This is a genomic window from Lysobacter sp. HA18 (assembly GCF_054057595.1).
In genome coordinates, this window is the sequence record NZ_JBSRZL010000001.1 from 2888583 (window position 1) to 2903029 (window position 14447).

At 68.2% G+C, this 14447-nt stretch carries 10 protein-coding genes; 2 read left to right on the top strand and 8 right to left on the bottom strand.

Going from position 1 to position 14447, the window contains the following annotated elements; translation table 11 throughout:
* Positions 1 to 21: 21 nt before the first annotated feature.
* The 6 genes from xpsF to xerD all read right to left on the bottom strand — a co-directional run bounded on the left by xpsF (position 22) and on the right by xerD (position 9897).
* Positions 22 to 1239 (bottom strand): type II secretion system protein XpsF, encoded by a 1218-nt coding sequence (gene xpsF / locus ACVWWW_RS14100; protein ID WP_027081846.1) that lies wholly within the window; start codon positions 1237 to 1239, stop codon positions 22 to 24.
* A 7-nt stretch (positions 1240 to 1246) separates the two neighbouring features.
* The gene (gspE, locus tag ACVWWW_RS14105; protein ID WP_027081845.1) at positions 1247 to 2971 is read right to left on the bottom strand and encodes a type II secretion system ATPase GspE; all 1725 of its coding nucleotides are present in this window, start codon (positions 2969 to 2971) and stop codon (positions 1247 to 1249) included.
* 46 nt (positions 2972 to 3017) lie between these two features.
* Positions 3018 to 3551, bottom strand: a complete 534-nt coding sequence (locus tag ACVWWW_RS14110; RefSeq protein WP_456998721.1) for a hypothetical protein — start codon at positions 3549 to 3551, stop codon at positions 3018 to 3020.
* On the bottom strand, positions 3533 to 7459 hold the full coding sequence (purL, locus tag ACVWWW_RS14115; RefSeq protein ID WP_027081843.1) for a phosphoribosylformylglycinamidine synthase: 3927 nt from the start codon (positions 7457 to 7459) through the stop codon (positions 3533 to 3535). The genes ACVWWW_RS14110 and purL overlap by 19 nt, the downstream gene beginning before the upstream one ends.
* Positions 7460 to 7520: 61 nt before the next feature.
* Positions 7521 to 8357 (bottom strand): DsbC family protein, encoded by an 837-nt coding sequence (locus ACVWWW_RS14120; RefSeq protein WP_051234679.1) that lies wholly within the window; start codon positions 8355 to 8357, stop codon positions 7521 to 7523.
* Between the two features lie 547 nt (positions 8358 to 8904).
* Positions 8905 to 9897, bottom strand: coding sequence for a site-specific tyrosine recombinase XerD (xerD, locus tag ACVWWW_RS14125; protein ID WP_456998722.1), 993 nt, complete (start codon positions 9895 to 9897; stop codon positions 8905 to 8907).
* A gap of 12 nt (positions 9898 to 9909) precedes the next feature.
* Here xerD and ACVWWW_RS14130 point away from each other — a divergent pair, with 12 nt between their 5' ends.
* Positions 9910 to 10362: an RDD family protein gene (locus ACVWWW_RS14130; RefSeq protein WP_027081839.1), complete on the top strand. Its 453-nt coding sequence runs from the start codon at positions 9910 to 9912 to the stop codon at positions 10360 to 10362.
* Positions 10363 to 10601: 239 nt separating this feature from the next.
* On the opposite strand, the gene lptG is transcribed toward ACVWWW_RS14130, so the two are convergent.
* Positions 10602 to 11702 carry an LPS export ABC transporter permease LptG gene (lptG, locus tag ACVWWW_RS14135; protein ID WP_027081838.1) on the bottom strand — a complete coding sequence of 367 codons (1101 nt, stop codon included), beginning with the start codon at positions 11700 to 11702 and terminating at the stop codon, positions 10602 to 10604.
* Positions 11699 to 12790 (bottom strand): LPS export ABC transporter permease LptF, encoded by a 1092-nt coding sequence (gene lptF, locus ACVWWW_RS14140; RefSeq protein WP_027081837.1) that lies wholly within the window; start codon positions 12788 to 12790, stop codon positions 11699 to 11701. Before lptF ends, lptG begins: the two co-directional genes overlap by 4 nt.
* A 156-nt stretch (positions 12791 to 12946) precedes the next feature.
* On the opposite strand from lptF, the gene ACVWWW_RS14145 reads away from it, so the two are divergent.
* Entirely contained in the window at positions 12947 to 14431 is a 1485-nt protein-coding gene (locus tag ACVWWW_RS14145) for a leucyl aminopeptidase (protein WP_027081836.1), read from the top strand.
* Positions 14432 to 14447 lie beyond the last annotated feature (16 nt).

The window sequence follows — 14447 nt, forward strand, 5'->3', positions numbered from 1 at the left end:
TGCCGCGCAAACAGGCCCCCTTTACCCAATCTGCCCGGTCAGGTCGTACATGGGGACGAGGATGCCGAGGATCACCGTGCCGATCACGAACGCGAGCACCATCGTCACGATCGGCACCAGCGCGGCGAGCATGCGATCAAGCGCCAGCCCCGTTTCGTGTTCGAACGTTTCGGCGGTGCGCAGCAGCATCGTGTCGAGTGCGCCGGATTCCTCGCCCACCTGGATCATCTGCAGCGCGAGGCGCGGGAAGCGTTTGCCGCGACCCAGCGCGGTCGACAGCGCGACGCCGTTCTTCACCTCGTCCGCCGCCTTTTCGACGTCGCCGGCGAGCACGCGGTTGCCGAGCACGTTGCGACCGATGCCGAGCGCGGTGATCAGCGGCACGCCGTTGCGCACCAGCGTCCCGAGCGTGCGTGCGAGGCGTGCGACTTCGATGCGTGCAATGAGCAGGCCCGCGAACTTGCGTCGCAGCACCCAGCCGTCGAACGCGATGCGGAACGCGGGATCGCGACGCTTGCGCTCGATCCACCACAGCAGCGCGGCCGGCGCGGCGACGATCACGATCCAGAAATCGCGAACGAAATTGCCGATCCCGAGGATGATCTTGGTGAACAGCGGCAACTGCGCGCCGAGGCTTTCGTACATCTGTGCGAACTGCGGCACCACGTAGCCGAGCAGGAACAGCAGGCTCAGCGTCACCATCACCATCAGGATGGCCGGGTAGATCATCGCGTTGATCACGCGGCCCTGCAGCGCACGCGCGCGTTCGAGGTAGTCGGCGAGGCGCGCGAGCGTGTCGGACATGTTGCCGCCCGCTTCGCCCGCGCGAACCATGTTGATGTACAGACGCGAGAACGCGCCGTGCTGGCGATCCAGCGCGGTCGACAATGCAGCGCCGCCGCGCACGGCTTCGCGGATGTCGGCGATGGTGCGGCGCGCGGCTTCGTCATCCGGCAATTCGAGCAGGATCGACAGCGCACGATCGAGCGGTTGCCCCGCACCGAGCAGCGTCGACAACTGTTGCGTGAACTGCACGAGCCGCGAGCCGGCGAACGGCTTGGCCTTGAACAGGCCGTGCCAGAACGCGGGGCCGCCGCCTTCGCTCGCCGGTTTCGCTTCGACGGGAAGATGCCCCTGCCCCTGCAGGCGCTGCACGACTTCGTCGACGCTCGCGGCCTCCATCTGGCCGTCGAGCATTTCGCCGCGTGGGTTCAGCGCCTTGTAGCGGAACAGCGCCATGCGCTGATCAGGCCTCTTCCGTCACGCGCAGCACTTCCTCGATGGTCGTCTCGCCGGCGAGTGCCTTGGCGATGCCGTCCTCGTACATGGTGCGCATACCGGCGGCGCGCGCGATCTGTTCGACCTCGCCCATGCCCGCATGGCGCATCACCGCCCGACGCAGCTCGTCGTTCATGACGAGGAATTCCATGATCGTCGTGCGGCCGGCATAACCGGTCGGCGCGATAGCCGACGAACGCGGGCGGTAGAGATAGATGTCGCCTTGCGGCTGAAGCCGACGCAGGCCGAACTTCTCGATCTCTTCCGGCGACGCGCGATAACGCTCGGCGTGCGTCGGTTCCAGTCGACGCACCAGGCGCTGCGCGAGGATGCCGTTGATCGTCGACGTCAGCAGGTAGTCCTCGACGCCCATGTCGAGCAGTCGCGTGATGCCGCCCGCCGCGTTGTTGGTATGCAGCGTCGACAGCACCAGGTGGCCGGTGAGTGCCGACTGGATCGCGATGCGCGCGGTCTCGAGGTCGCGCATTTCGCCGATCATGATGATGTCCGGATCCTGTCGGACGATCGATCGCAGCGCGTGCGCGAAATCGAGCCCGATCTGCGGCTTGGCCTGGATCTGGTTGATGCCTTCGATCTGGTACTCGACCGGGTCTTCGACCGTGATGATCTTGACGTCCGGCGTATTGAGCTTGCTCAGCGCGGTGTACAGCGTCGTCGTCTTGCCCGAACCGGTCGGGCCGGTGACGAGCAGGATGCCGTGCGGCTGGTCGAGTACGCGCTGGAACTCGGGCAGGAAGTTGTCGGTGAAACCGAGCTTCTCGAAGCTCAGCACGATCGACTCGCGATCGAGCAGTCGCATCACCACACTTTCGCCGTGCGCGGTCGGCACGGTGCTGACGCGCAGGTCGAGTTCGCGGCCCTGCACGCGCATCTGGATGCGGCCGTCCTGCGGCAGGCGGCGCTCGGCGATGTTGAGACGCGCCATGATCTTGATGCGGCTGATCACCGCGGCGGTGAGGTTCGACGGCGGACTTTCGCCTTCGTGCAGCACGCCGTCGACGCGGTAGCGCACCTTCAGCTGGTTCTCGAACGGCTCGATGTGGATGTCCGACGCACGCAATTCCACGGCGCGCTGGATCACCAGGTTCACGAGCCGGATGACCGGCGCTTCGGACGCGAGGTCGCGCAGGTGTTCGACGTCGTCGAGTTCGCCGCCCTCGCCTTCCGCGGTGTCGACGATCGCGCCCATCGCGCTGCGGCCCTGGCCGTGCCAGCGCTCGATCAGCGCATCGATTTCCGAACGCAGGCCGACGACGGAATTCAGCGGTCGCGCCAGCGCGAGGCGCAAAGCGTCGAGCTGGTAGGCGTCCTGCGGATCGGCCATCAGCACGTCGATCGCGGTGTCGCCTTCGCGGATCGGGCAGAGATGGAATTGCCGCATGAACTTCGGCGATAGCGCGACGTTCTCGGGCGGCAGGTCCGGAAGGTCTTTCGTTGCGACGATCGGCAGGCCGAGCACGGTGGCAACGGCTTCCGCGTGGTCGCGCTCGGACACCAGCCCGAGTCGACCGAGCAATGCAAGCAGCGAGCCGCCGGTTTCGGCTTCGAGACGACGCGCACGCGCGAGGTCGGCGTCCTTCAGACGGCCGCGCTCGATCAGCAACGCGACGACGCGCGCTTCGACGGGATCTCCGCCGATGGGTTCCTCGATGGGATCGACGACCGCGTTCACCCGCACCTCCCTGACGACCGCCGGACTGTAGCAGCCGAGGCCATGCTCAGCCGCGACCGGCGCCGTTCACGCGCGTGAAGTCCATGGTCCAGTTGGTTTCCCACTCGCGCCCGCCGTCGGCCGAGAACGCCTGTTCCCAGCGCGGATGCTCGGGGTCGACCGCGGTCCAGATGAAGCGGATGCGGATGGGCCGGCGATCGAGTTCGGCATCGGCGAAGAACGTGCCGACGCCGCTTTCGAAACCGCCGACGACGGGGACGTCGAGGTCACCCGGTGCGCGGCCATCGAGCCACCAGATCGACCAGGTGCCGCGTTCACGATCGAACGAACGCACCGCGATCGCGCGGTACGCGCCGTCCGGCATGTCGAGCAGGTTGTCCTCGACGTTGCCGAAGCCGCCGAGCACCGGGCGCGTCGACATCGTGCCCGGGAATTCCACCCAATCCGTGCAGCCCTGAAGCCGCGCGGCGAGGCGACGATGGACGACGGTCCAGTCGCCGAATGCGAAGTCGAAGTCGGTCGGCGGTGCGGCGTTGACGTCCATGTCGATCTCCGTGTCGATCAGTGCGTGCCGACCCATGCGCGCGCGTTGCGGAACATCCGCAGCCACGGCGAATCGGCGGGCCAATCGCGCGGCGCCCAGCTCAGGTTGGCGGTGCGCAGCGTGCGTTCGGGATGCGGCATCAGCAGGGTGACGCGCCCGTCGCGGCTGGTGAAGCCGGCGATCGCGTCGTGCGAGCCGTTGGGATTGAGCGGGTACTGCGACGCCTGCTCGCCGTCGCCGTCGACATAACGCGCCGATACCGCGATCGCCATGCGGGCGGCCGGGTCGTCGAAATGCACGCGGCCTTCGCCGTGCGACACGGCGACCGGAATGCGCGACCCTTCCATGCCCTTGAGGAAGATCGACGGCGATTCGTTGATCTGCAGCAGCGCGAGGCGCGCCTCGAACTGCTCGCTGCGGTTGCGCAGCAGACGCGGGAAATACTCCGCGCCCGGAATCGCCGGCGCCATCGACGCCATCATCTGGCAGCCGTTGCAGACGCCGAGGGCGAACGTGTCCTCGCGCAGGAAGAATGCGGTAAACGCATCGCGTACCGGCGCGCGTTCGAGTGCGCTGGTCGCCCAGCCGCGGCCCGCGCCGAGAACGTCGCCGTAGCTGAAGCCGCCGCAGGCCGCCATGCCGGTGAACTGCGCGAGGTCGACGCGCCCGGCGATCAGATCGCTCATGTGCACGTCGACCGCGGTGAAGCCCGCCTTGTCGAACGCCCACGCCATTTCGATCTGCCCGTTGACGCCCTGCTCGCGCAGGATCGCCACCTTCGGACGCGATGCGATGTTGACGTACGGCGCCGCGACGTCATCCGATGGATCGAACGTCAGCTTCGGCACCAGGCCCTTCGCGTCGAAGTCGCGCGCGATCTCGCGTTCTTCGTCGGCGCAGTCCGGGTTGTCGCGCAGGCGCTGCATGGCGTGCGACACCGACCACCACGCATCGAACAGTTCCTGCCAGCTCCACTCGGCCAGCGTTTCGCCGTCGCGACGCACGCGGATCTGCGGCGACGTGGTCGGCTTGGCGACGCGCTGCGCGCAGTCGATGAGCCCGTGCTGCGCGACGAGATCGGCGAACTCCGCGCGATCCTCCACCGCGACCTGCACGATCGCGCCGAGTTCTTCGTTGAACAGGCAGCGGAACGCGTCGTCGCCCCAGGCATCGAGCGAAATGTCGAGGCCGGTGCGCGAGCAGAACGCCATTTCCGCGAACGCGGCGAACGCACCACCGTCGGAACGGTCGTGGTACGCGCGGATCAAATTCGCCTGACGCGCAGCGCGGATGAGTTCGAAGAACTCGACGATGCGCTGCGGGTCGTCGACATCCGGCACGCCGAAGTCGTCGTGCTCGGATGCACCGGCGAACGCGGGAAACGCGGCATCGCCACCGGCCTGCGGATGGCATTGCGCGAGCACCGAACCACCAAGGCGCTGCTTGCCCGCGCCGAGACCGATCAGCCACAGATCGCTGTCGACCTCGCGATCGAGCAGCGGCGTCGACTGCAGGCGCACGTCCGTGACCGGCGCGAACGCGGTGATGATCAGCGACACCGGCGATACCGACTTCTGCTGCGCGCCGTCCGCATGCCACTGCGCCTGCATCGACAGCGAATCCTTGCCGACCGGAATCGCGAGTTCGAGCGCGGGGCACAGCTCCATCGCGATCGCCTTGACCGCGTCGAACAGCAACGCGTCCTCGCCCGGATGCCCGCAGGCAGCCATCCAGTTCGCGGAAAGCTTGATGCGGTCCAGCGATTCGACCGGCGCGGCGCAGAGATTGGTGATCGCCTCGCCGACTGCCATGCGCGCGGCCGCCGCGGAATCGAGCAGTGCGAGCGGCGTGCGTTCGCCGATCGCCATCGCTTCGCCAGCATGCGTGTCGAAGCCACTGAACGTGATCGCGCAATCGGCCACCGGCAACTGCCACGGCCCGACCATCTGGTCGCGCGCCGTAAGCCCGCCGACGCTGCGATCGCCGATCGTGATGAGGAAACTCTTCGACGCGACAGTCGGATGCGCGAGCACGCGCAGGCCCGCGTCGCGTAGGTCGAGCCCGGCCCACTTCAGCGACGGCCACTTCGGCGCGGGCGGATGCACGGCGTCGCGATGCATCTTCGGCGGCTTGCCGAACAGCACGTCCATCGGGATGTCGATGGCCCAACCGGTTTCGCCGTTGGCGACGCGTTCGCGCGTGGCGCCGTGACCGACCACGAGTCGTTCTTCCGACGTCGCATAACCGACCACAGCGAACGGGCAACGCTCGCGCTGGCAGATCGCGGCGAATTCATCGACGCGCTCCGGGGGCAGGCCGAGCACGTAACGTTCCTGCGATTCGTTGCACCACAACTGCATCGGCGACAGCGACGGATCGTCGCTGGGCACGCGATCGAGATCGATCACGCCGCCGAGGTCGCTGTCGTGCAGCAGCTCGGGAATCGCGTTCGACAGGCCGCCGGCGCCGACATCGTGCACCGTCGCGATCGGGTTGTTGTCGCCCTGCCCGACGCAGCGGTCGATCACTTCCTGGCAGCGACGCTCCATCTCCGGGTTGTCGCGCTGCACACTGGCGAAATCGAGCGATTCCTGGCTTTCGCCGGACGCAACGGAACTCGCGGCACCGCCGCCGAGCCCGATCAGCATCGCCGGGCCGCCAAGCACGACGATGGCGTCGCCGTCGCGCAGGCCGTGCTTCTGTACCTGGATGCGATCCATCGCGCCGAGGCCGCCGGCGAGCATAATCGGCTTGTCGTAGGCGCGCGCGATGTCGCCTTCCGGCAACTCGAAACTACGGAAGTAACCGAGCAGGTTCGGCCGGCCGAATTCGTTGTTGAACGCCGCGGCACCGATCGGGCCGTCGAGCATGATTTCGAGCGCCGGCGCCATGCGCGGGTTGAGCGCGCGCGGCGCTTCCCACGGCTGCGGCAGCGTCGGAATGCGCAGGTGCGATACCGAGAAGCCCGCGAGGCCGGCCTTGGGCTTGCCGCCGCGACCGGTCGCGCCTTCGTCGCGGATCTCGCCACCCGCACCCGTCGATGCGCCCGGGAATGGCGCGATCGCGGTCGGATGGTTATGCGTCTCGACCTTGATGCAGAACGCGGACTCGACTTCGCCTTCGCTGCGATACGTGAAGTCGGGACCGGAAGGACGGAAGCGTTTCGCGCGATAACCCGCCACCACCGCGGCGTTGTCGCTGTACGCGCTCAACGTGTGCTGCGGCGTCGTGGCGTGGGTGTGGCGGATCATGCCGAACAGCGACTTCGGACGATCGACACCGTCGATGGTCCACGTCGCGTTGAAGATCTTGTGCCGACAGTGCTCGGAGTTCGCTTGGGCGAACATCATCAGCTCGACGTCGGCCGGCGCGCGGCCGAGCGCGGCGTAACGTTCGCGCAGGTAGGCAATCTCGTCGTCGGCCAGTGCAAGGCCGAGTCGCGTGTTCGCGTTTTCGAGATCGTCGAGCGGGATGCGCTCGAGATCGCCGCGTGATGGTGCTTCGAACAGCGCGACCGCGTCTTCGCGCGCATCGAGCAGCGACTGCGTCATCGGGTCGTGCAGCACCTTGGCGAGCGCGCCTTGCGTCGCGGCATCGGTCGGCCAGCCGGCGACGTCGACACGCATGCCGCGCTCGACGCGCTGCACCGGCAGCCCGGCCCCCTGCAACAGCTCGGTGGCCTTGCTCGACCACGGCGAGCGCGTGCCAAGGCGCGGCGTCACGAAGCGCGAGACGGCGGAGGCGTCGCGGTCGGCGAACGCGTCGCCGGCCTCGAGGATCTGGCCGAGCTTGGCGACGTCCGGCTGCGCCCCGGGCTCCGGCAGCACCCAGTAGGTATGCCGGGCGCCGAGCAGGCGGATCTCAGGGTGGAGGCTGCGGAGACGGGCTTGGAGCCGCTCCAGGCGGAACGGCGACAGGGCGGGGGCGCCCTCGAGGACGATCATGTCCGACGGACCGTGCGACGGCAGGGCCCGCCATTGTACCCGCCTGCGGCAGGCGCCCGGTTCAGCCGGCCGGCTTGGCCGGCTCCATCTTGTCGAGGATCTCGCGCAGCTTGTCCGGCGGGACGTAGCCGCCGAGCTGCGTGCCGTCGGCCGCGATCACCATCGGCGTGCCGGTCAGGCCGGCGCGCTGGCCGATGTCGTACTCCATGTCGACCGGGTTCTTGCAGCTGCGCTGTGGCACCGCGCGGTCGTTCTTGGCGTCGGTCAGCGCCTTCTTGCGATCGGCCGAGCACCAGACCGACACCATCTGGCGGTAGTCGTCGCTGCCGATGCCCGCGCGCGGGAAGGCGACGTATTCCACCGCGATGCCCTGGCGGTTGTAGTCGGCGATCTCGCTGTGGAACTTGCGGCAGAAACCGCAACTGATGTCGGTGAACACGGTGACGCGGTGCTTCGGGTTCGCTGGCGAGAACACGATGCGGTCGCTGGCCGGGATCTGCTGCAGAAGCTTCTGGCGCAGATGGCCGAGCGAGGCCTCGGTCAGGTTGTCCTGTTTGGCGGTGTCGTACAGCGCGCCGCCTGAGCCGGGGACGAACATGTAGCGGCCGTCGTCACTGACGTACGCGACCTGCCCGCCGACCACGACCTCGCGGAAGCCCGGCATCGGCGCACTGCCGACGTGTTCGACCACCGCGCGCGGTTCGAGCTTGTGGATGGCCTCGACGGCGCGTGCGTCGGGCGTGCCGGCGGCCGGCTTGGCTTCGACGGTCGAGCCGGCGGTGCGTGCGAGCGGCGTCGCGACCTTCGCGGTCGTGCTGTCCGACGGAACCTTCGCACAGGCGGCGAGGCTGGCAACGCCGAGCGCGGCGAGGAGGATCGAGGAACGGAGAGGACGCATCGGAACCCGGGAACGCAGCAGGGAGCCCGGATTGTTGCATGCGGGTGGGGAGCGGCCGTGAGAACGAATTTTGGGGTTCAGTGGGTGGTGGGGTGCGGGATTGCGGGCCTTTGGCAGCAGTGCGGCGGGCGTGACAAGGACGCGCGGGCCGTACGCCGTTGCTGTCGGCTTTTCTTTCGCGACTCGCCTTCAGCGATCGTCCGGCGCAGCGCGTCGTGCGTTCGGCGAGCCACGCGGCGGTGCCGCCATCGCTATCGACTTTCTTGTCGCGACTCGACTTGGGCGATCGCCCTGCCCGCCGCAGCGCGGCGGGCGTGAAAAGGACGCGCGACGCCATCGGCCAATCGCTGTCGATGTTGTTTTCGCGACTCGGCTTCAGCGAACTCCGGCCCGCCGCAGCGCGGCGGGCGTTCGGCGTGCCACGCGGCGATGCCGCCATCGCTATCGATTTTCTTGTCGCGACTCGACTTGGGCGATCGTCCGGCCCGCCGCAGCGCGGCGGGCGTTCCGGCAGGCCACGCGGCAGTGCCGCGTAAGCGGCCTGCCGTCACCCTCTCGGGTGATGCATCCGGTGTAGCTGCTTGAGCTTCTCCCGCGCCACCAGCGTGTAGATCTGCGTGGTCGACAACGAGCTATGGCCGAGCAGCATCTGCAATGCGCGCAGGTCGGCGCCGTGGTTCAGCAGGTGCGTGGCGAAACTGTGGCGCAGGCCGTGCGGCGAGATGCGCGCGGGGTCGATGCCGGCGACCGCTGCCATGCGTTTCACCGTCGACCAGAAATGCTGGCGTGTGAGCGCTTCGCCCCTCGCGTCGAGGAACAGGAACGGCGACGTGCGTCCCTTGCCGAGGAGCAACGGCCGCGCAGTCGCGGCATAGCGTTCGAGCCAATGCTGCGCTTCCTCGCCCATCGGGACGAGGCGTTCGCGGCTGCCCTTTCCCGTGACGCGCAATGCACCCTGCCGCAGATTCACCGACTGCGCGGGCAGGCCGACCAGCTCGCTGACGCGCAGGCCGGTCGCGTACATGAGTTCGAGCATCGCCTTGTCGCGCAGGCCGGCCGGCGTTTCAACGTCGGGCGCAGCCAGCAACGCGGTGATCTGCGATTCGGTGAGCGCTTTCGGCAGCAGGCGCGGCAACGTCGGCGTGCCGAGCAACGCGGTCGGGTCATCGCTGCGCAGGCGCTGGCGGATGCACCACGCGAAGAAGCCACGCAACGCCGAGAGCAGTCGCGCATTGCTCCGCGGCGAGTAACCGTCGCGCGCGCGGCTGGCGAGGTAATCGGAGAGATCGGCGGGCATCGCGGCTGCGAGTGCACCGTCGCGTCCACGCCAACGCGCGAAACCGGCGAGGTCGCGTCGGTAGCTATCGCGCGACGAGGTCGACAGGCCGGTTTCGGCCCAGATCGCGTCGAGATGGCGATCGATCAGTTGCGCGTCCGACGCGCCGAGTTCCGGCAGCGCCCTCGCCGCCTGTCGCCGCGCGGCCACCGCGCCGGCGCGTCGCGTTCCCCGATCCGCATCCATGCGCGGCAGCTTAGCCATTATCCTGATCGCATGGCATCGACTTCTTCCGCGCGCCCCTGGATCGGCTGGCGCCTGTTCGCGCTGTTCTACGACTTCTGGGCGGTGGCCGCGCTGTGGATGGTCACGTCGCTACTGTTCAACGTCGGCTATTCGATCGTGATGCACAGCGAGCGCGCGTACGTGCGGCCGGTGTCGTGGGCGGCCTTGCTGTTGTGGGTCGTGTGCTGGCTGATCGCCGGCGTATACGCGGTGGTGAGCTGGTCGCGCGGCGGGCAGACGCTGGGCATGCGTGCGTGGCGGCTGCGCGTCGTCGGAGTCGATGGCGTTGTCGATCGACGTGCGCTGGTTCGACGCTACGTTGTGGGCACGGCGTCGCTGCTGCTCGGCGGTATGGGCTTCTGGTGGGCGTGGTTCGATCGCGACCGGCTGACGTGGCATGACCGCGCGAGTGGTTCGCGGGTGGAGCGGATAGCGAAGCGTTGAACGTGCGACGTCGTCAGAAGACTTGGCGACGCATCGCTCGACCGTTGGTTAGTTCATTGAAGTCGGTGCGCGCGTAAAAAGTTCAGCGCGAGTTGGCGCCGCAACTGGAAATGCTTTGCGTCGTCACCAACACACTTGCCCGGCCCGCCGCAGCGCGGCGTGCGTTCGCGACGCCCGCGCGGCAATGCGTGTTCGTCTATCGCAAGGACCGCGCGGCAGTGCCGCGCAAGCGGTCCTGCCTACCCCGATCGCCGTCTGAACAGAACCGCCGACAGCACGATCATCAGCAGCGTCGGTGCGAGATACGCAACGCGGTAGTCCATCTGGAACGCACGCGCGGCGCGGACGAAGACTTCCTGCACCAGCCAGAAGCCGAGCGAGAACACGATGCCGAGGAACAACCGGCGCCCGAGGCCGCCACTACGCAGCGTGCCGAACGCGAACGGCACGGCGGCGAGGCATAGCGCGAGCGCGTTGAGCGGATAGAACCAGCGGCCCCAGTAGTGCTCTTCGAACTCGTTGGCGTCGAGACCGTTGCGCTCGCGATATTCCATCGCGTCGCGCAGCTCGTTCGATGCGAGGTAGCGCGGGCTGTCGAGATCCGCCGTCAGCGCGGCGGTATCGAGGCGCGAGGCCCACTGCTGTTCCGGGATCGTCTCGGTGCGCACGGACTTCGCATCGAACAGCGTGCGTTCGACGTTGCGCAGCAGCCAGCTTCCAGGGCGATGCTCGGCGACGGCCGCATGCGAGATCGACTTCAGTCGGCCGTCGGCCTCGAACTCGTACAGCCGTACGTCGCGCAATTCGAGCCACTGCTTGCCGTTCTCGCTGCGCTCCTGCCCGCCCTGCGCATTGAGGATGACTTCACCCTCGCGCGCCCACAGGCCGGAGTAGCGCGCCACCACCGTGTCGCGATTGGTCGCCGTCTGCTTGACGATGTTCGACATGCGATCGCCCCACGGGCCGAGCGTCTCGCCGTTCAACACCATCAGCAGCGTGAGCAGTGCGACCGCGCCCGCGACGCTGACGCCGAGCCGGCGTCGCGATAGGCCCACCGCGCGCAGCGCCGTCAATTCGGACGACGATGCGAGCTGGCCGAGCGCCATCAGCGCGCCGATCACCGCGGCGGTCGGGAACAGCGTGTACGCGCGACGCGGCGCGGTGTACGCCACATGCGCGACCGCCTTGCCGAAGCCGTAATCGCCCTTGCCGATGTCGCCGACCTCGTTGACCAGCGCGAGCATCACGTCGAGGCCAAGCAGCACCATCCACGTGAGCAGCACGGTGCCGAGCACGGCGCGCGCGACGTAGACATCGTGGATCTTCGGGAACGGCTTCATCGCGTCGCTCCACGCAGGCGCGGCGCACGGATGCGACCGTCCACCGAATACATCCACGCACCCAGCGCGAGCAGCGGCAGCACCAGCCACCACTGGCCGAGCCCCACCGGGATCTTGCCGCGGGTGATCCAGTTGACGCTGGCCAGCGAAAGCATCGTGGCGACGAGATAGATCAGGAAGCCGACCGAGATGCGGCCGAGGCGGCCCTCGCGCGGCGAGCTGCGCGCGAGCGGCACGGCGAGCAGCGCGAACGCGATCGCGAGCAGCGGCGGCGCGATGCGCGAATGCAGCTCCGCCTTGGCGGCGGGGCGTGCGTCGGCGATCAGTCGCGGCGTCGAGAGCATGCGCGGGTCATCGGGGTCGTAGCGACCCTTCGATGCCGGCATCTCGGCCTCGTTGGCGCGGTAGCGCATCAGGCGGTAGTCGCGATTCGGGCCCTGGCGCGGGCCTTCGACCTCGAATCCGTTATCGAGCACGAGGATGCGGTGGCCGTCGTTGTCGACCTCGAGATGACCGGCGTTCGCGGTGGTGACGTCGAGGCGATCGTTCTTCTGGCGATAGATGAAGACGCGTTCGAACCGGGTGCCGTCGGTCGACATGCGGCTGACGAACACCACGCCGCCGCTGCCGATCGGCGTGAAGCGGCCGGGCTCGAGCCCGGCGACCAGCAGGTTGCGTGTGGCCTCGTTGACCATCTGCTTGGAGGTGCGCTCGGCCCACGGCGCCAGCCAAAGCGAGCAGACGGCGATGATGATCGCGATGGGCGCGACCAGCCCGATCAGCGGTCGCAGCATGCGTTTCGGGCCGATACCGACCGACGCCAGCACCGGCATCTCCGAGTCGCGGTAGAGCCGGCCCAGCGCCAGCATCAGGCCCAGCATCAGCGCCAGCGGCAGGATGATTGGCAGCCAGTTGAGGAACAGCAGGCCCAGCTGCGGCAGCAGCATGTCCGCGGGGAAGCGGCCCTCGGCGATGTCGCGCAGGACGTCGGCAAAGACCGCGCCGAAGGCCACCATCAGCAGTACCAGAGTGGTCGCCAGCACGGCCTGGACGAATTCGGAGAGCAGGTAGCGATCGAATTTCAGCATTCGCGGGGGCTGTTTTAGACTCGTCGTTCGTTCAACGGCCCGTCGCGGCGCTTTTCCGGCGCGTTCGGGATCATGGGCCGGCATCGACTGCCGGCTGCGGCCCACAAGGGTCGGCGATTGTACGTAAATCCCCTTTCACACCCCCGGGAACCCTGGATGGCCCTCGAATTCGATCTCACCTCCGACGCCGTTGCGTCCGTTGCCGCGGACTGCATCGTCGTCGGCGTGTTCGCCGACAAGTCCCTGAGCGAGGCCGCCACGGCGATCGACCGCGCCAGCAACGGGCGCCTGTCGGCCCTGATCGAGCGCGGCGACGTCAGCGGCAAGGCGGGCAAGACCGCGCTGCTGCACGACCTGCCGGACGTGAAGACGCCGCGCGTGCTGGTCGTCGGCCTCGGCGATTCGGCCAAGTTCGGCGTTCCGCAGTACATCAAAGCGGTCGGCGACGCCGCGCGCGCGCTCAAGGCAGGCCCGGTGGCGCATGCCGTCACCACGCTGCCGCAGGTGCCGGTGAAGGGCCGCGACACCGCCTGGGCCGTGCGTCAGGCCGTGGCCTGCACCGACCACTGCGCCTACCGCTACACCGCGACGCTCGGCGAGAAATCGCGCGCCAAGATCGAGCCGGGCCTGACCCGCCTCACCGTGGCGAGCGACGACGCGCAGGCGCTCGCGCAGGGCCGCGCGATCGCGGCCGGCGTGCAGTTCGCCCGCGAGCTCGGCAATCTGCCGCCGAACATCTGCAACCCCGCCTACCTCGCGCAGCAGGCGCAGGAGTTCGCGTCGCGCTTCGCCGAGTGTTCGTGCGAAGTGCTCGAGCGCGAGCAGATGGAAGAGCTCGGCATGGGCTCGCTGCTGGCCGTGGCGCGCGGCTCGGCGAACCCGCCCAAGCTCATCGTCCTCAAGTACACCGGTGCGGGCGACGCCAAGCCCTACGTGCTGGTCGGCAAGGGCATCACCTTCGACACCGGCGGCATCAACCTCAAGGTGCAGGGCGGCGTCGAGGAAATGAAGTTCGACATGTGCGGCGCGGCGACGGTCATGGGCACCTTCGTGTCCGCGGTCGGGCTGAAGCTGCCGATCAACCTCACCGTGGTGGTGCCGGCGGTCGAGAACATGCCCGACGCCAACGCGTATCGCCCGTCCGACGTGCTGACCTCGATGTCGGGCAAGACCATCGAAGTCGGCAACACCGACGCCGAGGGCCGCCTGATCCTGTGCGACGCCCTGACCTATGCGCAGCGCTTCGAGCCGGCCGCACTCGTCGACGTCGCCACGCTCACCGGCGCCTGCGTCATCGCGCTGGGCAAGTACGCCACCGGCCTGATGACCAAGGACGACGACCTGTCCGCAGAACTCGTCGACGCCGGCGAAGCGGTGTTCGATCGCGCCTGGCGCCTGCCGCTGTGGGACGAGTACCAGACGCAGCTCGAGTCGACTTTCGCCGACGTCTACAACATCGGCGGCCGCTGGGCCGGTGCGATCACCGCGGGCTGCTTCCTCGCGCGGTTCACCGAAGGCCAGCGCTGGGCGCACCTCGACATCGCCGGCGTCGCCAACGACGAAGGCAAGCGCGGCCTGGCGACGGGACGCCCCGTCGGCCTGCTGTCGCAGTGGCTGATGGATCGCGCCGCGCAGGCCTGATCCGGACAGTCACGAC